This window comes from Mycobacteroides sp. PCS013 (assembly GCF_049532645.1).
Classification (GTDB): Bacteria; Actinomycetota; Actinomycetes; order Mycobacteriales; family Mycobacteriaceae; genus Mycobacterium; species Mycobacterium gwanakae.
Window position 1 is genome coordinate 2,875,401 of record NZ_CP150131.1, and the last position, 22,082, is coordinate 2,897,482.

At 63.9% G+C, this 22,082-nt stretch carries 19 protein-coding genes and 1 pseudogene; 3 read left to right on the plus strand and 17 right to left on the minus strand.

The window, feature by feature from the left end:
• Positions 1-6: 6 nt before the first annotated feature.
• Positions 7-648, minus strand: coding sequence for a uracil phosphoribosyltransferase (upp, locus tag RHO23_RS14230; RefSeq protein WP_070941319.1), 642 nt, complete (start codon positions 646-648; stop codon positions 7-9).
• Between the two features lie 290 nt (positions 649-938).
• Between upp and RHO23_RS14235 the strand changes: the two genes are divergently transcribed.
• Positions 939-1,265, plus strand: coding sequence for a hypothetical protein (locus RHO23_RS14235; RefSeq protein WP_064409433.1), 327 nt, complete (start codon positions 939-941; stop codon positions 1,263-1,265).
• Positions 1,266-1,267: 2 nt separating this feature from the next.
• Positions 1,268-2,527: pseudogene (locus RHO23_RS14240) on the plus strand (C40 family peptidase); the annotation flags it as partial.
• A 251-nt stretch (positions 2,528-2,778) separates the two neighbouring features.
• Here the strand turns inward: RHO23_RS14240 and RHO23_RS14245 are convergent.
• From RHO23_RS14245 to RHO23_RS14270, 6 genes are all read right to left on the minus strand, one after another.
• The gene (locus tag RHO23_RS14245) at positions 2,779-4,266 is read right to left on the minus strand and encodes a serine/threonine-protein kinase (protein ID WP_423487973.1); all 1,488 of its coding nucleotides are present in this window, start codon (positions 4,264-4,266) and stop codon (positions 2,779-2,781) included.
• A 91-nt stretch (positions 4,267-4,357) separates the two neighbouring features.
• Positions 4,358-5,020, minus strand: coding sequence for a hypothetical protein (locus RHO23_RS14250; RefSeq protein ID WP_423487974.1), 663 nt, complete (start codon positions 5,018-5,020; stop codon positions 4,358-4,360).
• 114 nt (positions 5,021-5,134) lie between these two features.
• On the minus strand, positions 5,135-5,590 hold the full coding sequence (locus RHO23_RS14255) for a hypothetical protein (RefSeq protein WP_423487975.1): 456 nt from the start codon (positions 5,588-5,590) through the stop codon (positions 5,135-5,137).
• A 9-nt stretch (positions 5,591-5,599) separates the two neighbouring features.
• Positions 5,600-6,094 carry a hypothetical protein gene (locus RHO23_RS14260; protein WP_423487976.1) on the minus strand — a complete coding sequence of 165 codons (495 nt, stop codon included), beginning with the start codon at positions 6,092-6,094 and terminating at the stop codon, positions 5,600-5,602.
• A 33-nt stretch (positions 6,095-6,127) separates the two neighbouring features.
• A complete protein-coding gene (locus RHO23_RS14265; protein ID WP_423487977.1) occupies positions 6,128-10,075 on the minus strand; it encodes an alpha/beta hydrolase in 3,948 nt (1,315 codons plus the stop codon).
• A complete protein-coding gene (locus tag RHO23_RS14270) occupies positions 10,072-10,362 on the minus strand; it encodes a WXG100 family type VII secretion target (RefSeq protein WP_423487978.1) in 291 nt (96 codons plus the stop codon). The genes RHO23_RS14265 and RHO23_RS14270 overlap by 4 nt, the downstream gene beginning before the upstream one ends.
• A 302-nt stretch (positions 10,363-10,664) precedes the next feature.
• Here RHO23_RS14270 and RHO23_RS14275 point away from each other — a divergent pair, with 302 nt between their 5' ends.
• Positions 10,665-10,910, plus strand: a complete 246-nt coding sequence (locus tag RHO23_RS14275; RefSeq protein WP_423487979.1) for a helix-turn-helix domain-containing protein — start codon at positions 10,665-10,667, stop codon at positions 10,908-10,910.
• A 23-nt stretch (positions 10,911-10,933) separates the two neighbouring features.
• On the opposite strand, the gene RHO23_RS14280 is transcribed toward RHO23_RS14275, so the two are convergent.
• The 10 genes from RHO23_RS14280 to RHO23_RS14325 form a co-directional block, all read right to left on the minus strand.
• Positions 10,934-11,374, minus strand: coding sequence for a hypothetical protein (locus RHO23_RS14280; protein WP_423487980.1), 441 nt, complete (start codon positions 11,372-11,374; stop codon positions 10,934-10,936).
• Positions 11,371-11,595 (minus strand): hypothetical protein, encoded by a 225-nt coding sequence (locus tag RHO23_RS14285; protein WP_423487981.1) that lies wholly within the window; start codon positions 11,593-11,595, stop codon positions 11,371-11,373. The genes RHO23_RS14280 and RHO23_RS14285 overlap by 4 nt, the downstream gene beginning before the upstream one ends.
• Positions 11,592-12,227, minus strand: a complete 636-nt coding sequence (locus RHO23_RS14290) for a M15 family metallopeptidase (protein WP_423487982.1) — start codon at positions 12,225-12,227, stop codon at positions 11,592-11,594. The genes RHO23_RS14285 and RHO23_RS14290 overlap by 4 nt, the downstream gene beginning before the upstream one ends.
• Before the next feature lie 89 nt (positions 12,228-12,316).
• A complete protein-coding gene (locus tag RHO23_RS14295; protein WP_423487983.1) occupies positions 12,317-12,613 on the minus strand; it encodes a DUF7572 family protein in 297 nt (98 codons plus the stop codon).
• A 3-nt stretch (positions 12,614-12,616) separates the two neighbouring features.
• A complete protein-coding gene (locus RHO23_RS14300; RefSeq protein WP_423487984.1) occupies positions 12,617-14,041 on the minus strand; it encodes a hypothetical protein in 1,425 nt (474 codons plus the stop codon).
• A complete protein-coding gene (locus RHO23_RS14305) occupies positions 14,041-15,129 on the minus strand; it encodes a hypothetical protein (RefSeq protein ID WP_423487985.1) in 1,089 nt (362 codons plus the stop codon). The genes RHO23_RS14300 and RHO23_RS14305 overlap by 1 nt, the downstream gene beginning before the upstream one ends.
• Positions 15,126-15,596, minus strand: coding sequence for a phage gene 29 protein family protein (locus RHO23_RS14310; RefSeq protein WP_423487986.1), 471 nt, complete (start codon positions 15,594-15,596; stop codon positions 15,126-15,128). The genes RHO23_RS14305 and RHO23_RS14310 overlap by 4 nt, the downstream gene beginning before the upstream one ends.
• Positions 15,597-15,608: 12 nt before the next feature.
• Positions 15,609-17,306 carry a hypothetical protein gene (locus RHO23_RS14315; RefSeq protein ID WP_423487987.1) on the minus strand — a complete coding sequence of 566 codons (1,698 nt, stop codon included), beginning with the start codon at positions 17,304-17,306 and terminating at the stop codon, positions 15,609-15,611.
• Positions 17,293-18,258: a hypothetical protein gene (locus RHO23_RS14320; protein WP_423487988.1), complete on the minus strand. Its 966-nt coding sequence runs from the start codon at positions 18,256-18,258 to the stop codon at positions 17,293-17,295. The genes RHO23_RS14315 and RHO23_RS14320 overlap by 14 nt, the downstream gene beginning before the upstream one ends.
• Positions 18,259-22,080 (minus strand): phage tail tape measure protein, encoded by a 3,822-nt coding sequence (locus RHO23_RS14325; RefSeq protein WP_423487989.1) that lies wholly within the window; start codon positions 22,078-22,080, stop codon positions 18,259-18,261.
• Between the last annotated feature and the right edge of the window lie 2 nt (positions 22,081-22,082).

Here is a 22,082-nt window from a genome sequence, read left to right on the forward strand (position 1 = left end):
CCCCACTTATCTGGGACCGAACTGACGATCGCCGGCATCGCCCAGGCCCGGCACGATGTATGCGGCGTCGTTCAGACCCTCGTCGATGGTGGCGGTGAACAACCGCGCGGATGTCGACGGGCCGTAACGCGCAACGCCCTCCCGGACCGCCTCGACCCCTTGCGGCGCCGCGACCACACACAACATCGTGATGTCGGAGGCACCGCGGGAATGCAACAGATCGAGCGTATGGACCATCGAACCACCGGTGGCCAGCATCGGATCCAGGACGAACACCGGTTGTGTCGACAAGTCGGCCGGAAGAGATTCCAGATACGGGGTGGGCTGCCATGTCTGCTCGTCGCGCGCCATGCCGACGAACCCGACGCGCGCCTCGGGAATGAGGGCATGTGCCTGATCCACCATCCCCAGCCCCGCCCGCAGGACCGGGACCAGCAACGGCGGATTGGCCAAGCGGAACCCCGTTGTCACCGCCACCGGTGTGCGCACCGAGAAGGACTCCACCGGAGCCGAGCGGGTCGCCTCATAGACCAGCATCAGGGTCAGATCCCGCAGCGCAGCGCGGAAGGCCGCGTTGTCCGTGCCCGCATCGCGAAGAGTGGTCAACCGGGCCGCGGCAAGCGGATGCTCGACTACGTGCACATGCATGCTCCAGACCCTAGAACAGCAAGCTTCGATCCCGCCGATCCCGGATGCGGGAGGCATGTGACGGGCGTCACTTTCGACACTGTGCAGCTCTGTGCCTCTTTTGCGTTCCCGGCAAAACTGCCTATTCACACCGAACAGGCAATACAGCGGCATGGCGACCTTCCTAAAAATCTTTCAAGAAATTTGAGAAAGATGGAACCGAATCGCGACCACCCCCGTCGTATCCAAGTACAAGGCGAAAACTGCCCGAAAACAGGCGGTGGCCGAACCACCGGAGAGATGGAGGGGACATGGCAGACGGATTAGCAGCCGATACAGACCTTTTGCGTGGCGTTGGCGGAGTTCAGTTGGGGATGGGCGGAACGCTCGCGGCGGTAGGCACCGCGGTCAGCATCTTTCCGGTCGCCGCGCTGGCGCCGATCTTCGGTCCGATTGGCGCGCACTACCTGGGCGCATTCGCCGCGACCTCTGCCAAGCAAGGGCTGGACGTCGGTCAGCTCGCCATGGGCGTCACCGAGTCCGGTGTGAGCACCAACGTGGCGAGCAAGGGCTATGACGACGATGACGACAATGTCGGAAAGAACATCAGCGCCACCGTCGAGGGAATCGAGGCCTAACCATGGTCGAGACAAGTCCAATCTCGCCCAGCCGTTTGTCCGAGGCCGTCAACACGAACTACCCGAGCTTCGAGAACAACCCCTTCTCGGCGAATCTGATCAGCAACGCCATGGACATGGCAGGGACCGTCGGTAACGGCCAATTCAAGGAGGGCCAGGACCCCAGCAAGATGCTGGAGGGCAGCATGCAGGTGATGCAACAAGTCATGCAACAGGGCATGCAGGCGGGAAGCCAGCTCATCGGCTCCTTCGCTGGTGCGGCAGCCCAGGCACTGGGACAGTTCGCCGGCATGGCCGGTCAGGCGCTGAGCAGCATGGCCACGCGCAGCGGCGCGATGGGCGCCAATGTCGGACAGGCATCGGAGTCCACCGGTCGGGCCAGCGCGCTGATCACGGAAGCCCTGCAACAGTTCCAACACATCTCCGAGGCGCTCACACCGCTGATCGGCATCTTTCCCCCCGCAGCCGCTGAGCTCGCCCAGGCGGCGGCCGAGTGCACCACCAAGGTCTCGGCCTACACCGCGACACTCGAAGGCGAGCTGGCCGGACAGGCCGGTGAACTCACCGGTATGGCGGGCGCCGACATGGGCAACCCCGCGACACCCGCATCGGGAAACGTCCAGCCCGCGATGTCGGCGATGCAGGGTGGCCTCCAGGCTGGCACGCAGGCGATGTCCGGCGTCGCGAGCGGCGTCACCCAGACCATGAGCTCCATGGGGCAGGGCCTCGGCCAGATCCCGCAGGCTCTTACCGGCATGCTCAGCGGTGGTGGCGCCAGTAGCGCGCTGGGCGGTGCCAACATGAGCGGTATCGCCGCCGGCGCACTTGCCAACCCCTTCGGTGCCGGAGGCGGCCACGTCTCCTCCACCGCTGGTGGAACAAGCGGTGGATTGGGTAGTGCCAACGCCAATGCGGCCAAGATGCTGCTTGACCCGCGCAGCATGGGTAAGGGCGCGCAGCTGTTCCTGCCCGATGGCAGCACCAGTCAGGCTCCGAACGCGGCCGCGGCAGAGGCGGTGCGCAAGGCCCTCAGCCAGGTGGGCGTGCCCTACGAGTGGGGTGGCACCACACCGGGCGTCGGCTTGGACTGCAGCGGTCTGACCCAGTGGGCCTACGGCGAATCCGGCGTCAACATCCCCCGCCTCGCCCAGGAGCAAGGTGTCGGTATCCGGATTGATCAAGGATCCGTCATGCCGGGTGACCTCGCGGTGTGGGACGGTCACGTCGCCATGGTGATCGGCAACGGCATGATGGTCGAAGCCGATGTCTGAAATAGGTATAGATGGCACTCGCGCGAAATTAGATCGTGAGCTGCGCTTTCTCGCCACGGTGCGTGAGGCTATCCGCACGCAAGTTGAACCCGGATCGATCATTCCTACGACAACGATCGACCGGCTCCTCGATGAACGCAACGCAGTCGGCGAAAAAGCCCACCCGGACGAACTCCCAACGGGCAGTGGCTGAGTTACGACCGAACAGCTAAGCCGGACCGTCATCGGCGCTGGTCCCGACTTTATGACGCAGGCACGACGCAGTAATCGTGTATCGGACCCTCGTGAAAATCCGCGAGATGGGCTCGGTCTAAACAGGCTTGGGTGATAGCGACAGTGCGTAGGTCACCCCGTTTTCCAATCTCGCTCAGAATTGAATCTTGATCCCAGACCGCGCATTTCCCTGCCGGTAAAGGGTATGAGCGGCAATGATCGCCGAGCGCCTGTTTCCAGTTCTCGGGTACGCAGCCGTGCTTTAACGCGTACATTCCTGGCTCTGTTCCGGGCTGGACCACCCAGTAGTTGAAGCAATTGCCAACTGGGTCGCTGAAGTCGCGCAGCCATGGCCCGTCCCAGTAGGGACGAACACCGCTCGTCGTGGTCGTAGTCGTCGCAATGGTGGTTGTTTCGGTAACAGTGTGCGTAGTCGCCCATGGCGCTGAGATTGGAGTCGTCGCCGCTGGTAGCGAAGGTGTTGTCCATGCCAACTGACTGGCACGCGCAGTATCGCTATCGCTGGTACCCGAGTACTTCTGGACGAGCGCGATGCCAGCCAGTAACACGGCAATACCGATGATGGGTACCAGAACAGAGGCCCGCAGTAGCGGCTTCGGTTGCCTGTATGTGTCGGCATGTGACTCAAGCGGAGCAGCAGGGGGCGACGGAGGTTTCCTAACTGCTGCGGCGGTACCTGCATCCCACGTTGGACGATCACTTTGTGCACATTCGGCCAGTGCGGCAGCGAAATCTCGGCAGCTGGGAAACCTATCGCCAGGGGTGGGTGCTAGCGCCTTGCCGATTACCGTATCGAATGAGGCTAATTCGGGCTTGATGGCGCCAAGGCGCGAACCCACAGCCATGTGCTCGCCGGTGAACAACTGAAACGCGGTCGCTGCCAGCGCATATTGATCTGCGCGCGCGTCGATCCGTGTGCCAGCGAGCTGTTCGGGGGCGGCGTATCCGAAGGTGCCCACCACCATGTTCGTGGCGGTCAAGCCGCCGCTATCTTCCAAACCACGCGCAATACCGAAATCAGCGAGGAATACTCGCCGTTGACCGGGGTGTGAATCAGTGATCAGGATGTTGGCGGGCTTCACATCTCGGTGCAAAAGATTGCGGGAGTGAGCGTAATCGAGAGCGTCCGCAACAGCGGTCACTATCTTGATCACATCGTCCTGAGCGAAACCGGCAGGATATTTGGTCTTCAGAAGCCGGGCGGTGTCCAGTCCGTCGATGTAGGCCATCGAAATCCACAATCGGCCCTCATACTCTCCGCAGTCGTGCACGCCAACGACGTTCGGATGCGCCAGCTGCGCGGCCAGGTTCGCCTCTCGCAGAAAGCGGGCACGCAAACCTGCGCTTTCCGCGTCCACATCGGCCCGCAGAATCTTCAGCGCCTCATCACGCTGCAGACGGGGGTGGCGAACTAGATACACCTCGCCCATGCCACCAGAGCCCAGCAGCCGCACAACCTCAAATCCCGCGAACAACTCACCCTTGCGCAACGGCATAACTTCAGACCCTAATCTGCGAATCGCGGTCGACGCGGATATATATCTAGCACTAACAGAAGATCTAAGCTAACGAAGAACGCGCGCATAATCAGTTCGTTCCCCCCGCAACCTCGGCGCCCGGCGCGGCTGGCGCCATGACTGTCAGAGCCAAAGTTAAATAATGCTCAGCTTCGGCTTCGTCATTCCAATCCCGTTGCGCAGTGGCAGCCATACTGCGAGCGAGTGTCACTACAGCGTTGGCGATCAAGTCCAGATCAGTCCATTCGGTGTCAGGGTCACCTTTTATCCATCCGGCTACTCGACGCCGCTGTGCGGCCGTTGGGGCAATCGGGTTGGCCTGCGCTTCGGTGAGCGGAGTCGACGGAGTAACCCGCACGAGCGGTAATTCCATGTCACGCGCCACGTCATTGATGAAGTAATTACCGTCGCGACTTTCGATGGCCTTCCCCCAACGCGAATATGCGGTCTGTTTTCCAATTCCTACACTGGCTCCAATATCGGCCCATGATGCCCCCATATCACGCGCCGACAAGACAATCTGTTCGATTTGAGCCGCTAGAGCTTTCTGCCACTGTGCGGCAAAGTCAAGAAGGTCAAGAGTCTGCTGACGGTCAGTCCTACCAGGCTCAACCGCCTGAGCCTCATGCAGGTAAAACACAAGGACGAGCCCAAGAGGGTCCACGTTCCGGTGTCGCGCAAGTGCGCGACCAAGCCGCTCAGCGGCGTCGTTGGTGTCAACATCTACGTTCATTGCGTAAACTTTATCAGACGATCGTATGATATTTGGTACGCAACCGCGTGGGTGCATTCGGTGGCAACATCCAGAGGTCGTCGACCTACCACGCCGAGCCCCTTGCTATTGTGGCTATCTCCCCCGTTGCAGAGGGTCCGCCGCTGGATCCCATTCCTGACCGTCCGCGCCGACATCGCGGCGCTTGACGGTTGGCGTCGGTGGGCGGATCAGTTTCTTCAACCCCGCCAAATCCGCGTATTGTGCACGCAATTCGCGCACACGCCCCGCGAGCATGGCATCACCGGATACATCCGCTGCGATCCGTGCGTACACCATGTCCAACTGTCGCAACGCTTCCACGTACGCGCTGGCATACGCCCGCTCAATGGCTCGGCTCAATGCCTCCGGTTCTACACTGACTGCTTCCGGACTCAAGTTCAGCTGTTGCAACTCCCCACGCACCGACACCGTCACCGTGCCGACTCTGGCCGCTGGGGGACGCTGAATCTCGACGGTCCCGGCAACCTTGTCGACCCAGCTGCCCAACCACCCAACAAGATCATCACCAGCCAACTCATCAAAACCCATGAGGATTGGTCAAGCCCGATGATGCGGGTCGTCGTACGACTGCGGCCCATCCTTGGTGATGATCGCGGGCATCAGCCCGTCATAGCGAGATTCTGGCGCCGGGAAGTAGGGCGACGTCCAACTCATGCTCACGCTGCCGCGAGCTCCACGATAAATGTCGAAGCGATACCCGTCTTGCGTACGTCCGAAAGCGGAGCGTGTCGGCGAGTCTGCAGGCTCTGCTGACTCGATCCAGCCCCAGGTGTTCCATACGTTGACGAAGGCATCGAACACCTCGTCTCCGGAGAGGTCACCGTAACCCCACACCCAATAACCCACGTCGAAGTTCCACTCCCCATTCGGGCCGACTGCACCGCTACCTGCGCTGAGTGGGCGGAATCCTGGCGCTTGGAATCCAACGATCCAGCCGTCAGGGAGGTGTTTGAGGGTCCCAACGATGTGCTCAGCAGTGCGTTGGCGCGCGAGTGCTTCGGTGAGCTTGGGGTGGATCTGCGGTGCGGTCATGTCGTATCCCATGGTAGTGACGTGCATGTGCTTCTAGCGCCGGATGCCTGCGATGATTTCGCCGATGATCTGCAGGCTCTTGCTGTCGTCTGCCCAGTAGGCGTGGGTGTGGGCCTTGATGCTGGCGGGTAGATGTTTGAGGGGCCAGGGGCCGGTTCTTTCGCTGATGCGTTCGGGGTGTGCTCCGAAGTCGTCTTTGTAGGTCAAGCGACCGTGCCCGATCGAGGTGCGATCGGCTGGCCCAAGGATGCGGATCGGATCGTTGGGATGGATCAGCCCCCATACGGGTGCCGACCCGGGTTGGAGTGGAACCCCTTGCAGGATGAGGTCTTCGACGGTGCGCGCGTGCATACCTGCCCCGCCGAGAGTGACCAGCGAGTGTGCGTTTAGTCCTGCGTCTTGGGCGGCTTCCCCGACGACGACCGCGCCATAGGAATGCCCGATCACGGTGCGATGCGCGTCCGGTATCTGGCTGGTGTGATCGAGGCGATCGAGGAAGTCGCGTAATCGTGGGGCCCCGGCTTCAGCGAAGCTGTCCCGCGCGGCACCTGGGAGAAGGGATTGCGGGGCACGGTAGTTCTGCCAATCCACCACCGCGACACCACTGCCTTCGCCCTCTAACCGCCGCTCGGCGCTGTACTGGAAGCGTCGGCTGACTTCCACGTAGCCAGTGTCCTTGGCGCTAGGGATGAGTTTGGTTGCGTCGGTGAATGTTCCGGGCACGAACACACCGGTGTGTGAGGCTAGATCGGGGTTACCGATCGAGACGATGGCGCGCCCATCGGTGGGTTCAAATCCGAGTAGGAACCGCTGTGGCTGGTTCAGGTGCTGCTGGACGGCTTCTTCGATGCTGCGATAGAGCGGATCATCGGGTACACGTTCCAGCCAATAGTTGAGTGCATCGCGGGCGTACTCGTCACACAAGCTAACGGGTAGACGGGCTTTGTCGCCGAACATGGGGTCTTGCCGGAACAGGTCCGTGCGTTGAGCAGGGTTCAGGTGATCCCACAGTTCACGCATCCGGCCCGGCTCGGTGGGCGCATCGGAGGCGCCGTCGATGAACTTCTGGACCCATTCGGGCCGCTCCCCGTGCGCCCCGAGAAGAGAACCGATGTCGGCGGGTGGTTTTGGTGGCTCACCGCCATCATGGCCGCGCCCGCCACCCGGGACGGGCTCTGCGGGACGCTCGGGGCCAGGACGCCCATTGGCTGCGTGGCGTTCGGCAGGTGCGGGTTCGTGTGCTCGGGCTGCTGCCGGGGTCGCTTCGCCCGGTGTGGTCTTGGCCAGGGAGGGTTTGGACTCCACCGGTGCGGGCGGCTCGTGTAGCGGACGGTTGGGGGTCAGCGGTTCGCGGATGGGTTCGCGCAGCGGTGTGATGGTGGACGGCTTGACGGGCTCTCCGTGCGCGGCAGGCGTACTGGGGGCGTGAGGCGTGGCGGGTGGCGCCGAATGCGGCGGCGCTGCTGGCCCGGCTGGCGCAGCGGGCACGGTGGGTGTCGCTGCGGGTGGTGTGTGCTCGCTTGCTGCGGGGGTGCGAGCGGGAACGGGTTCACCGTGCTCGGGCAGCGCGTTGTGTGGTGCGGGTGCGCGTTCGGGCGGGACCGGGCCGTCTGTGGGGCGCGGGGTTTCGCCGGGATGAGTCGGTGTGCGCTCGGCGGGTACGGGTTCGTGTGGGCGCTCACCCGGTGCCAGAGGGCGTTCGCCAGGTGGGGTGCCGTGCTCGCTGGGTGCGGTGGGCCGCTCGCCGGGGAGGTGGTCGCCGGGTGTGGGTGTGCGTTCGGTGAATTGGGGTGTGGTGGTTTCCGAGGGTCCGGGTCCGGGCCGATCCGGGGGCGTAGGATGCGCCGACGATGGGGCGGGTGTGTGTTCGGCGGGCCCGGCGAGCGCGGGCTCGGTGGCGCGTTCACCCACCGGCACGGGGCGCTCAGCCAGGGCGGGCACACCGTGTCCTGGTGCCTCGCTGTAGGCGGGGCCACCGTTGTGGCCGAGCAGCGCCGCGTCGTCAGCCGGTTTGGGCTCGGCGCGCTCCAGCGCGGGGGCGCCGCGATGTTCTGCTTGTGCCGGAACGCCGCTGCCCTCGGAAACGGGTTGGGCGATAGTGGGTTTGGTTTCAGCAGCCGGAACGCCGGGGTGTTCGAGGGCGCTGGGCTTAGGTTCGCTGATGGTGGCCGTTGGTGGGTGTATGTCGGTGGGCGGGCCGAGTTTGAGTTCGCCGGGGTTGATGCCGTCAGGCAGCTTTCCGAGTGTTTCGGTGATCTTGCTGGTCTGGGCTCCGATCTCGGCCACCGGGTTGATGGCGGCGGCGTCCCGACCGAGCGCAGTGGTGGTTTTGATTTCCGCGTTGGCCACGCCCCCACCGACGCGGGCCGCATCGGTGCCCACGGTGGCGGCCCTGGCCGCGCCGCCGCCGGGGACCAGGAACGTGGCGGCAGTGGTGAGGTTGTAGCCGACCGCCTCCCACGGGTCGCCTTTCTTGACGTCTTCCCAGTCCACCAGGGCTTTGACGGTTTCCAGGGTTTTGTCGGTCTGCCCACCAGGATCGGAGACAAGTTTGGAAATCTCGCGGGCGGTGGTGCCGACCGGATCTAACGCGCTCAGCCCGGTTTTCGCCAACCCGCCCCACGCCTGCTGTGCGCCCTGGGTGTCGTAAGCGAACCGGGTCGGGTCTAGCCCGGCCACATATGCCAGCGGGCCGGTGAACATGCCGGTGATGTTTTTCAGCGCCCCAGCATCCATACTCACCAACGCATTGATGACCGGAGCCGCCGAGGGAAACTCTTTGGACACCCAGTCTTTGATTGCGTCCTTGGCCGCATCGATCTGCGCCCCGATACCCAGCAGATCGGATTTACGGGCCTCAACCTGATTGCCGTGATTATCGAGCACGCCCTTGATGTCGCGGGCCACGGCCTTGATCTCCTCGATCGGTGATTCGCCGTGAAACAGAAAGTCGCCCAACGTGTCCAACATGTTCGACGGCGACAACCTCCGCAACAAATCCCGCACACTGTCTTGGGCGTGCTGCACCTCGTCGGCGAACCCTTCCAGCTCATGGGCGAGCTTGCCCGACAGCTGCGCCAGCTGAGTCAGCGAGGACGTGATGGTGTCGATCGCCTTACCGATGGTCTCGGCCTCGGGCATCGTCTGCGCCGAGATCCCGGCCTTAGCAGCCTGCATTTGTGCGGCGACCCGAGGAAGGGCCTGCCACAACGCTTTCCACGGCGCAGCCACTTCCCTAGCGCCGGATGGGTCGCCGTTGGGCCACACATCGCCGACGAAAAATTCGACCACCGACCACAGCGCCGGGGCCATCACCCCGCCCCCGTTAGCGTTGGAAATGCTCACAGAGATTTTCGGATGATGGGGTTTGGCCGGCATCGACACCGACGGGCTTGCTTGCGGGATGGTGGCGGCGGCATCGGCGAGGGCGTAGTTGGCTGCTGACACCCCGATCCCGTGCCCGACGGAGCTGGCAGCCCCGAGCGTTTGGAAGAGGGCCTCAACGATCTGGCGGGCGCTCGCGGTGTACTGCTCGCCGAAATTTTCCCCGGCATCGTCTTGGCCCGCATTGAAACTCAGGCGCGCACCGGAGAGGGCTTGTGCCGCAGCCCGCAACGCATCGGCAGCCTCGTCCACCGCTTTGCCGGAGGCGGCTAGCTGCGGCGGATCGACATCGAGCTGCGTCCCGCCCCCTGCTGACCACATGTCGGTGTTGCTTTTGGTGGCCTGCACATAGCCCTCGCGCGCCCCGTGTAGGTAGTCGACGATCTTGCCGACCATCTCACCGAGTTCACCGTTGGCGCTCACCCACTTGCCGGTCGCCTCATCGGCACTGGTGGCAGAGCGCCCGTCCCACGCCGCTGCCATCTTGTGTTGCCCGTCGCGGCCCTGCTCGACGGATTCACCGATCAGCGTCCGCAAGGCTGCGACCGCCTCGGCCATATCGGCCATCGCGGCCGGATCAACCCGAAACCGGGTCACAGGCGCTCGCTGGCCTCATGAAGGTGCTGTGCACTGTCGCGCGCCTTGGCCGTGGTGTTGGTCAAGGCTTTCGCCGAATCGGCGGCTTGTTCATGCCAACCGTCCCAGATCGGGGAGAACGAGGACGCCGCGCCCCCAGACCAGCCATGTCCCAGTACCGAGCGCACCCGTCCATCAGCGGTGCGCACGCCACCGCCCAGACGCTGTGCAACATCGGCGAGCAACGCAAACGCACTGGACAGGGCAGGGGCATCGATCCGCAACACCTCATCAGAAGGACCGCTCATGGCCGCACTCCTTCCCCGTTGCCCGCGCGGGCAGAAAAACTAGAACCGGGTGACACAGTTCACCCAAAGTTGACGATGAATGTAGTAGCCAATGCGGTCGCCGTCTAGCCAGACGGCGCAATTCAGGGCAGAGTTGACAGATTTGCCCGTGTGCGATCCCCGCCGCCGAATAGCGAGTACTGCGCATTTGCCGCCGCACCCGCTCGGTGCCATTGGGCCGGGGTGAGGATGGCACAGCTATAGCCGCCATAACGAATATCCTAAATTGGGATACAAGGTGGTGCAAGAGTGCGCTAGAACGCGTGGACAAGTCCATCGTGTCAGCCGAGTACCAGCGCCTGTGCGCGCTGCTGCGGCAGATGCGCGAACAAGCGGGCCTGACGCAGGTACACATAGCCGAACAATTAGATGTGCCACAGTCGTTCGTCAGCAAATACGAATCCGGCGAACGGCGCCTCGATGTCATCGAACTCGCACACGTCGCCACCGCCATGGGCACCACACTCGCAGCCATAGTCCAGGCGTGGGAGCAGGAAAGCACTATCTGAGCAACCCCTGGACCCATCGGCCCTCACGAGATCGTGATCGATGACAGGTCGATCACGGCGTCGGCAGTGTTGGGTGCGGTGAATTTTCGGGGTTTGAGGTGCCGGTCGTGGCTTTTGTTGAATACCACCTCGGAGAACTCGACCCGGTAGATCAATGCCTCGTCGGGTAGCTCGATGGCGGCGGTGTTGGCGACAAGCCAGATATCGGTTTGTGTCGCCGAGGTTTTCAACACACCATCATCGAGTCTGCCCACGACCGGGCACAGGATTTCGATGTGTGGTGCGCCGTCGATCGTGGCCACGACTTCGGGGTATTCGATGTTATTGACCAGTGGGGTTAGGGTGACTCTGGCGTTGATGCCTTTGCGGTCGGGCACCAGGTTCTCGTCGACCTCGTCGGTGACTACCGCATCCATGAAGCCGGTGAGCCTGAAGTACTCCAGGCCGGGTGTCGGTGTCGTCACTGTCGCCCCTCCTCTTCATCGGTGGGCGCGCTGCTGCGGGGGAGGTGGGCGGTGGCGACGATCTGGCCGCCCACAACGAATATCGTTGAGATCAGGTTCAACCACAGCGGCGCGGCTTTCTCATCGACGATGTTGTAGTAAAGCATCAGCGAAAACAGTGCGACCGCTACCGAATACAGCCACAGCCGCACTTTCGGCGAGAGCAGTTCTTTGCATTTCATTTGGACCACACCTTGTCGCGCAGTGTCATACCTTTCGATGCCCAGGCTGGGTCACCGGGGCCAAGTTGGGCGGCGATGTATTCGAGCAGCTCGCGGTCGGACAGATCCTGCGGGAAGCTCTTCTGAACCGGGGCTGGCGGCTGGCTTGGCGTATAGATGCCGAGGAATCCGGCGCGGAGCTTGGCCGCGAACGCGTCGTTGCGTGTGTCGCCCTCGGGCCATGCCATCTGGTAGTGCATTTCGTCGGCACGGTTCCAGTCCGCACCCCAATACACCGCTCCTTCAAAGAGTTTGAGTCCCGCACGGACTTTAGCGATGCGGGCGGCGGGCATCGTGCGGTCACCCCACGGGTACTTGGGTGCGTTGATGTCCACGGCGGTGCCCGCCAGGTGATTCGAGTTGGCGACGTCGTTGGTGGCTGACCAGCCCCACACTGGGGAGGTGATTTCTTCGACGTTGCGGTCATACCAGTACAGCCAGGCGCCCAGGATAGTGAGCGGTGCCCCCGTGCGCAGCGGCGCAGTGTCAACCAGGTACAGCTCGGGGATGCGCACGATGTCGCATTCGTCGCGGTTGCACATGCGCCAGCGGTTCTCCGAGTAGGTGTTGCCGTAGGCGGTGCGAAAACTCATGGTGTGCCTTTCTTTTAGGGTACAAAGAAGACCCCCGTGCGGATGTCACGGAGGCCGAGTTGGGGTTGGCGGCGATGCCGCGTGTGTTGTTAGGTGATCGAGTGCCCGAGGGCCTCTAGCGCCTCGGTGTGTGTCGTGCCGGGTGCGAATTCGTAGAGGCGTTCCAAGCTTGTAGCGCAGGCGTTTTCATCGACTGCGATGACCACGGTGGGCCGCTGTGTGTACGTGTATGGGGCGCCGCGGGTGATCTCGTCTACGTGCCGGTCGTGGCGCTCTTCGGGGGTGTCGATGTCAATGACGACATACGACCCGTCCGCTAGGCGGTAGTGCTTACAGCCTGCGGGCCATGTGCTCAAATCAGTCGGTATTTCAACAGCTTTCACCATTTTCTATCCTGTCTTGTAGATGATGAATGCGACACCGTTAGGCGCGGTCCCTGGCTGGCCCGCTACTTGGGATGAGCCCACCGAGCCGCCGCCTACTGCGGCACCGCCGCCGCCAGAGCCGCCGCCGGGGTAGCCGCCGTTGCCGCCTTTACCGCCCGTCTTGGTCCCCGAGCCGGTGGAACCGTTGCCGCCGCCACCACCGCCGCCACCACCGCCTGCCTTGGTCGGGCCGGTTAGCGACGCTGGACCCCCGTCTCCGCCAGCGGTGGCGGTGCCTGACCCGCCTGTCTTACCCGCACCGCCTGCACCCCCAGCGGCCAGCGGCGTGCTACCTCCTGGTTGCCCCGCACTGCCAGCCGAACCCGTGGCCTGCCCCCCAGCACCACCCTTACCGGGTGTGGAGGAAGCCGGGGTGAATCCGGCGATCGTGGATATGCCGGAGCCGTTCGGCGACGAGGCCACCAGCGAGCCAATCGAGGTAATGGCGCCGTTAGCTCCATTGGTGGTTGCCCCGGTCCCGACCGTGACCGAAAGCGACGCCGGTACGTCTGCCGGTGCGATCTGCTGGGCAATGTAGCCACCCGAGGAGCCTTCGACGCCGCCAAGCCTTACATCGGAGTTGGTGGCCGAGGTGGTGCCAGGCATGGCCTTGCCGCCGCCACCAATGCAGATGCCCCACCATTCAATGAGGTTGGCGGGCTTGGTCCATGTGCCATTGGACGTGAAGGTGTCGACGGTGTAGCCGCCGATGACGGCTTGCTTGATCGCCGCAATCGTCTGCTGCACCTCGACGGGTGTCCCGGCTGCCTGATCACTGCCGAACCAGGTGTTGAAGATGTTCTGCGCGACATGCGTGACCCCAGAAAGCGCGTCGCTGGCGGCTGATTGTGCGGCGTTGGCAAGGGAATTGGCGTTACTGGCGGCTGATTGGGCATTGCCTGCAGTCGTCTGCGCGCTCGATGCCGCCGATTGTGCGGAGGTGGCGGTGTTGCGGACTCCGAACACCGAATTGAACAAGTCCGTGATGAACGAGTTGCCTGGCGTCGGCGCTGAGCCGCCCGTGGCGCCGTTGCGTATCGCGTCGAGGGCGCCCCGGATGAATGAGCCTGCGTCGCCTGCGTCGCTGTCGGGGTTGCCGGTGATGATCTCGAAGAAGTCGCCCAGGACCGGGATGTTTTCGACGCGCTCTTGCAAGTCCGCAATCGAGGCCCACTTGCCGCCGAGAAAGTCGCGCAGCTCTTCTAGTGGGTTGTCGGTCTGACCGAGGATGGTCTGCAAGACACGCTGCCCGAGTCCCCACAGGGGGCCGAGAGCGTCACCGAATACCTTTCCGGCGTCGCCGAGTTCAGCCTCCCATCCGAGCAGGTTTTTCAGCGGGTTGTGGTCGTCGTCCGGTACATGCCTGTCAAAGGCCCCGTTACGCGCCATCAGCTCGCCGGGAGCACCACGATGTCGGCTTGAGCACCAGCGTTGTTGAACGAATAGGCGCCGCTGCCGCCGATCTTGACCAGCGAGAAGTAGATGGTGGCCTGAGCGCCCGTGGAGCCCGCCACGATGCGGCCTACGTTGGTTCCGGGGGCGAATGCGCGTGATGGGCTGCCAGCGTCCGAGGTGTGCGCCCCGAAGTTGGCTTCGGCCATCTGCGTTAGGCCGTCCATGTTCATGCCCGAGAACAGTGAGCGGGATAGCAGAACGCCCGTGGCGGGGTCGCCGAGGCGGGCCTCGACGATCACCTGCGCCGAGGAGAACAGTTCGCGCTTCCAGATGAGATGGCCCGACACCCGAGGGACCACGTCTATCTCGTAGGGCGGCACGGTGAAGGTGGCGATCTGTTGGCGATTGGCCGATCCGCCTGGGCTGTAGTTGTTGAAGAGCTGTTCAGGGACCGAGTACAGCTCCCCTGCCATCGGGTTGATGTCTTGGGAGGTGATCCCGCCGCCTGCGCGGATGACGAGGGCCTGGCCGACCTGTGTGCCGCCTGCGGGGGTGTGGAAGTCGCCAGCGTCGAGAATGCGGGCGTTGTCCCCGGTGTCGCCCTTGAGGGTGGGCACCTTGAGGTGAATGTGCGGGTCCTCGGGCGTGCCGGACGGAATTGCCTCGAAGGGGTCAGTCGGCCCTACCGATTCACCGGACATCGTCAGCCTCGGCGTCACGCCCGGAGGTCCGGCCCAGCCCATTGGGCGTACCAGCCAGTCGTTGCCGATCCATACGTGCGCCATGTTGTTGATCCACCACGCGCGGTTGGCGTCGGTCTCATCGAGGTTGGTAGGTAGGTCGGCGGGATCGGTGATCGAGGAGTCCTGCCAGATGACGGCCTTGCCTGGTGTGCCGGGATCGCCCTTGTCGCCTTTGATCGCTTCGAGGGTGACCACGCCATCGGGTCCGAGCAGGGTGAAGGTTCCGCCGATGCCGGGCGGATCGCCCGGATTGCGGACCATGGCGTAGAACTTGAGCAGCGCAGGGTGTTCCCCGAGATATACGGGTTCGGTGGGCAGGGGGTCAGTGACACCGATCATTGCGTTACCCCTTCTGGGTTGTCGTCGGGTGTGAATGTGCGTGTGGCACCGCCCAATTCCTGTAGGCGGTTGACGAGTCGGTCGCGGACTCCGGCGCTCAGTGATCCGGCGCGCTCGATGAGAAGCTCTTCGATTTCCTTGGCGACCTGTTCGGCTTCGTCTTGCGGGTCATCGGGGGTGTCGATGGACACCCATTCGTGAGCGCCCTTGAACATGCCGGTCTGATCGCGGTAGGGGCGACGCTTGATCAAAGCCTTCTCGGGCACGACGCGTACGCCTGCGAGGGCGAAGTGAAAGCACCACGACTTGAGCAGATCGGGCAGCATGCCGAGGGTTTGACCACCGGGGCCGATGCCGTCTAACGCTGCCTGATACAGCTCCTCGATTACGTCGTTGACCTCGATGGCCTGCTCGCGCGTCAGCTTGTAGTTCGGTGGGTTCATCAGTTTTCTTGCAGGACCGGCCATCTGGGAAACCTCCTAGAACATGTCTCCGGAACCGGCGAGCAGGGCGGCGAAGTTGGCTACGTTGGCGATCTGGGCGAATCCCCGCGAGATGGGGTCCTCTTCGCGAGAGTCGTCGCCAAGAGAGATGAGCGGACGATGCGAGACCAGGCGCCCACCACTGCGCCGGATCGCGAGCACCTGATCGGTGTGCAAGATGCCGCGACGCTCGGCCTGTATCCGGTCCCCTAGCTCGAAGTCCTCGCCGAGCTTGTACGGGAAGCCGTCCAGCACATCGAATTTGAATGTGGTGTACGCCTGGCACTTGTAGTCGCCCTGGCGCAGGCTTTGTACCCCGTTGATGGTGTACGCCGAACCTGTTCCGGGCTCGAAGTACTCGCGCCGCGCATACGGGCCGACCGTGGCCGACCGTCGTGGGTCGACCCACCGCATGTAGGCCAGGAACACGTCGTCGAGCTGGCCTTGATAGAGGTTGTCCAGGCCCTCTGTGCCCTGCGCCTGCCCGTAGAACGCGATGGTCTGGGCCAATTGGGACAGGGCATAGCGGATAGCGAAAGTGATGGCCTGGTTGACCCATTGGGGCGATTTGCCCCCGGTGACGATGTCGGTGGCCTGGCTCTTGTGGATTGTCATCGTCGACTTGAGTGGCCCGCCGTATCCGGCGTCGCGGTACACGATGGGCGGGGGTGCTGGGGCCACCCCTAGAAGACGCCGGATGAACGGGTCCGTCTCCCCGTCCCCGTCCGCGTCGATCGGGAACAGGAACTCTGTGATCATGTCGTCAGCGGTCGCCGCGATCAGGTTCATGCCGCCATCGAGAGCTGTACCCGTCCAGCCGGTGACACCCGACTTGTTCTGAAAATCGACGATGAAGCACGCCCGCGACGGCTTGAGGGTGTCAGCCAGTGGACCGAACATGGTGTACGGCGGCGGATCTCCCGGCAGCCAGCAATAGACCTTCGCGACAACGCCGGCATTTTTGAGCAGCGGATCGAAGATCGTATGCGCGTCTTTCCATTTCGCGCCGAGCGTGCACCACCGCGACTGGTCCGTGATCGGATTGAGCGGCATGACCTGTACCGGCCAATTCAGCGGCGAGACGTTCTCCAAGTAGGTCTCGGGCGCGAAGAGGTTGCGCGGCAACGGAAAGAACCCGTTGAGGGTGTAGAGACGGAACAGGTTGATCCACAGAGCCGAGGCACAGGCGGTCGCCGTGGGGCCACCCCACAGGAACATCTTCGGCAGCTGTATCTCCTGCGGAAACACAGGATTGCTTGCCAGCAAGGTTGTTTCGAGGTAGCGCCGACCATGCAGGCACTTGAGGACGGTTCGGGTGGCCTTGCCCTGCTCTTCGGTGTCAGTGATCGTGTCGACGAATCCGCCCCACCGGTTGCGCCAGTCGTGCGGCTTGTCCGGGTCGAAGTCGAACGTGATGAACAAGTCCTCTTCGGGCTTGGTGTCGTAGACGATGATTTCGCGCAACCAGGCGTTGGCCTCGCCGACGATCTCGATCGTCGCCTCGCCCGCGTTGTGGGCCAGCTCTTCGGCGTCCCACGTCTCCGGCAGGGCGATACGGGAGATGAGCTTGAAATTCTTGTCCCACAACCGGATGAGAGGAGGCTTTGTCTCCCGATTGAGGTAGGCGTGCTGTCTTTCGAGCAGTTGGCTTTCGATCTCTGGCGTCAGCACATGGCCGAGGTCAGGCGTGGGCACGCTCAAATCTCTGCGGTAGCAGTACCCCGACCTTGCCGCCCGGTGTCGGGTGTATCACCTTGAGTGCGCCGACCTCACCCGGCGCTATGGGGCGCGTAAATCCCTGCCCGTGAAAGCGTTTCAGGACAGATTCGCCCGTATCGCCGTAGTTCCCGAGCAGCCATGACAGAAGCTCGGAGTTGCGTATGAACTTCTTGAAGAAGTCGTCAGCCGGATCGGTGGCCGAGATCGCGATACGGTGCGTCGGGTCGGTGTCGATAATGCAGTGCTCGCCGGGCAACAGCTCAGGGACGGGCACCATTTCGCCGCCGTTGCCGTTGGCGAGCTTGATGCCATGATGCGGTGCCGGGGCCGAGACAAAGAACACCGGCCATGCCTCGGCCTCCTTGCTCTGGTTGGCCACATACAGCGTCGCTTCGGCCTTGCCCTGGTTGATGTATCGGTCAACCTTCGGGGGCCTGCGCCAGCGGGGGTTACCGGACTGAGCCAGGTCCATCGTCCAGATCTGATGGTTGTTCCCGTTCAGCCCTGCCGGGTCGTCTTCCATCTCGGTCTCGGTGGGCTTGTCGCGCATAACCGGAATCCACAACTCGCCGAGTCGACGTGTCCACATCGAGAGCCATCCGGGGACGCCGACCGGCCAGTCTTCCCACCACTTCGCCTCGGTGTCGAACCACCCGAATTTGGTGTCCGACATGAGCAGCACATCGAATCCGGGTGTGCGCTTGCCGTCCACGGTGCGCTCAAATTCCGGTGCCCCGTAAGCCGGTTCGGTCCACACCGACTCGTACGGCATGTGCCACAGTCCGCGTATCGGGCCGTTGATCATGGCGCCCTCGGCTCCGGCGTTCCATCCGGTCAGGTGCCAGATGCGGCCCGAGCGCGGCGCGATGTACTTGATGCTGATGCCGTCGCATCGAAGATGTTGGGGAAGGTCTTTCCAGAGCGTCATCTACCCACCCACCGGGGTTCGTCCGCGTAGGCGGTTCTGGTTGCGCTCGGAGATCCCCTGCACCTGCTCGGGCGTGTACCCGACGTTGCCGTTGATCGTGACCGAGGCGTCGTAGGAGGTCCCGCCGTCCACGCCGTCGCCTGCGCCCGCACCGATGGGCGGTGCGCCCTGCGGTAGTTCCATGCCATCGGGCGACTGCCCGCCCTTGATGCCCATGATGGCGTCGGCCATCTTCACGACGCCAAGTTCGCGGATATCGGGCAGCCACGACCCGTCGAGTCCGAAGGTCTCCAAGATGCCGCCGCCGAAGATCTTGATCAGGTCGCCGAGGTCTCCCCCGCCGCCACCACCTGCGCCGCCGGAGCCTCCGCCACCGCCGAACACCGACCCGAGTCCGCCGCCGCCAGCTCCTCCGCGTTGCGCCACGCCGAACTTGCGCAAGTCGCTGTCTTGCTGCGCGGCCTTGCTCGCCTTGTCCCTGGCGCGTGCCTGTCGCTCGGTGGCGTCGGCGAGTTCGCGTTCGGCGACCTCTACGCGCCGCTGTGCGGCGTCCATCTGCTCTTGGCTGTGCTTCTTACCCTTGACCTCTTCAAGGGAGGCCTTGGCCCGCTCTAGCCGGTACTGGTGGTCATCGACAGACTGGTCAGCATTCTTGAGTGCCGTGTTCGCCGAGGTGACCCGATCGCCCGACGCGGACAGCTCCGAGCCGGTCGCCGAGCGATATATACCGCCGCCACCGGAGGATCCGCCACCGGGGGCACGGAATGCGCCGCCGCCTCCGCCGCCGTAGGTCGGTGCGCCAGCGTCAAGCCCTCCGAAGTATTCGGGCGGCAGGTGGGCGTGCTGAGTGAACTGGCTATCGCCCGCACCAGCTGCTGCGCCGCCGAACTGGCCGTTGCCGCGTCTGCCGCCCATCTCGAAGTTGGTGCCATCGGGCAGTGTCGCGGCGGTGTGACCGCCACCTGGCCCGCCGTTGACCCATCCGATATTGAGCGAACCGGCAGGGCCAAGGCCGGATTTGAAGCCGCGCTTGGCCAGTTCGCCTTGCTCGGTCGCGGTGGCGAATCGGGATCCAAACGGTGCCATTCCTGTCGCGTAGTTCGCCAGTGCGCTCACGGCGCCCGAGCAGTCGCCCCAGTTGGTCCCGCCCCACACGTAGGGCTTGCCTTCGACGCCGCTGGCGAAGTTGGTCAGCTGGTCGGCGGAGATGACACCGCCACCGGCCAGCCCGACGAGGCTGTTCAGGTACTCAGGCGATGGCACCCACCCGGCGTTGAGCGCCGCGACGAGCACCGAGCCGCCGCGCCCCATTGCTCCGGCGTTCACTACGCCCTCGCCCTTGGAGACGCGCACGGTGGGTACGCCAGTGGCGTCGATGCCGACCAGGCTGTCTGAGGTGCCGGTGCCGGGGCCGTAGAAGACGCCGGAGTTGGTGCGGCCCGCGATGGTGCCGCCAGTGTTGAGGCTTTGAAGTGTCTGCCCCCAGCTCTTGACGGCACTGGCTCCGGGTATGTCGAAGCCAAACACCTTGTCCGGTAACGCTGATAGGAACATGCCGAGCAGCTTGAGCGGGGCCTTCAGGATGCCAACTACTCCGTTGAAGGCGCCCCGGAATGCGTCACCGATGCCCGAGGCGATGCCCGAGACGGTGTCGCCGAGGAATTGCATGCCGCTGCGAATCTTGTCGATGACCAGCTTGATGATGTCCCAGCCGGTGGTAAAGGCGAGCTTGATGCCTTCCCAGGTGGGCGTGAAGACGTTGCGCCACAGCCACATCGACTTCTCGCCGACCCACTGCATGCCTTCCCATATGCCTTTGATGGTGGGTTGTAGGACCTGCGTCCAGGCGGCTTGCGCGGCGACCTTGATGCCATTCCAGGCGCCTTGCACGATGTTTCGGAATGTCTCGGATCGCCGGTAGGCCAGCACGACCGCAGCGCCGAGGGCGACCAGTCCTGTGATGATCAGGCCGACCGGGTTGGCGTTGAGTGCGACATTCAAGAGCCACTGCGCGGCGGTCCACGCTTTGGTGGCGGCGACGAGCGCGTTGTAGCCGACCGCGACCGCTGCCTGGCGGGCGAACGCCAGGGTCGTTGCGTACAGGGACGGCAGAAGGGCGGTTGTCACGACAGCGGCCAATGCCGCTGCTACGTCACGGTTTTGGTTGAACCAACCCACGGTGGATGTGACCGCGGTGACGACGCCTTCGACGGTCGAGAACAGGGCCGAGAATGCGCCCTTGACTACGTCGATGACTCCGGCCTGATCGAGGGCCGAATAGAAGCCTTGCACGACCGGCACGGCGCCCTTGAAGGCCTCTTCGGCGCGGCCAATGCCCGCCGCAAGGTTGTTCGTGAACTGTTCGGTCGGTCCCTTCACCACGTCGTAGATCGACAGTGCGAACGACTCCACCGAGTTCTGCACGCGCTCCCACGCGCCGGGCAGTCCCTTTGTCTTGGCAGCCGCTACATCAGCGGCGGCGCCCGTCTTGCCCATGGCCTGCGCCATGGCGGCGAAGCCCTGCGCGCCCTCTTTGGCCCCGATGCCTGCCAGGCGGGCGGCGTCCGAGCCGAATGCGAGGGCCGCGTTCTCTTGAAACAATTGCGGGGTGAGGCGCTTCGAGGCGTCTTGCAGCTGGCCCATGAGCGCCTGTAGGCCGACGAAATTGCCCTGTGCGTCGTAGGCCTTCACGCCGAGGGCATCGAGCGCGCCGGAGGCCTGATCGCTCGGTGCGGCCAGGTGCAGTAGCGCGGACTTGAGCAAGGTACCGGCGTCAGAGGACTTGATGCCGTTGTTCGCGAGTAGGGCAAGGGCCGCTGCCGTGTCGTTGGCGCTGATGCCGAACTGGTTGGCGACTGCCGAGCCTGCCTGTAGGCCGTAGGCGATGTCGGTGATCTCGGCACTTGACGCGTTCGCGGCGTTGGCCAGGATGTCGGCCATTTTGCCGGCAAAATCTGCCTTGAGACCAAACGCGTTGAGCGCGTTGGCCTGTATGGTCGCGGCTTCGCCCGCTGAGATCCCGGCAGCTGCCGCGAGTTGCAAGGTGCCCTTGGCGCCGTCCATGGCCTGTTGGACGTTGAATCCGCCCTTGGCCAGTTCGGTCATGGCGTTGGCGGCGTCGTTGGCCGAGGTGCCCGGCAGGGAGATGTCGTTGCCGAGTTCGCGTGCTCGCGCCGATACCTGGGCCATTTGGTCGGCTGTTGCGCCGGACACCGAGGCCATGGTGTTCATGGTGCGCGTGTAGTCCATGCCGACCGTGAAGGCCTTGGAGAGCATTCCGGTTACCGCTGCGCCAGCGCCGACGATGCCGACCTTTCCGGCCAGGCTGGTGGCAAGATCCTTGGCCCCGGAAGCGGCGCCACCGAATACACCTGCGAGCTTGGACCCGATACCCGCCTGGCGGGTGGCCGCTGCCGTGGCGGCGTTCTGGGCCTGCGCAAGATCCCGCGTGGCGTTCGTGGCCGACTGTGTGGCTAGCACTTGTGCACGGCGGACGCGTGCCAAGGCCTCCTCGGCGGCAACGACGCGATCGTTCTTCCCGGAGTCGCGGGCAGCCTGTAGCTTGGCCTCGGCCACGCGCACGCGGCCCACGGCATCCTCTTCGGCCTTGCGTGCCTTCGCCAGTGCGTTGGACGCTGATTGCACGCGCGCCTTGGCCGATTCCAGTCCCGAGGCGAAGGCCTTGCCTGTGTCGGCGCCAGCCTTGCGTCCGAAAGCTGCCAGCGGCCCGGACATCTGGCGGTTGACCGCCTTGTCGATGTCCTTGATGACCGGGATGACCTGTAGGGGGTAGTAGCCGATCGGGTCGGAAGCTCCAGCCACGG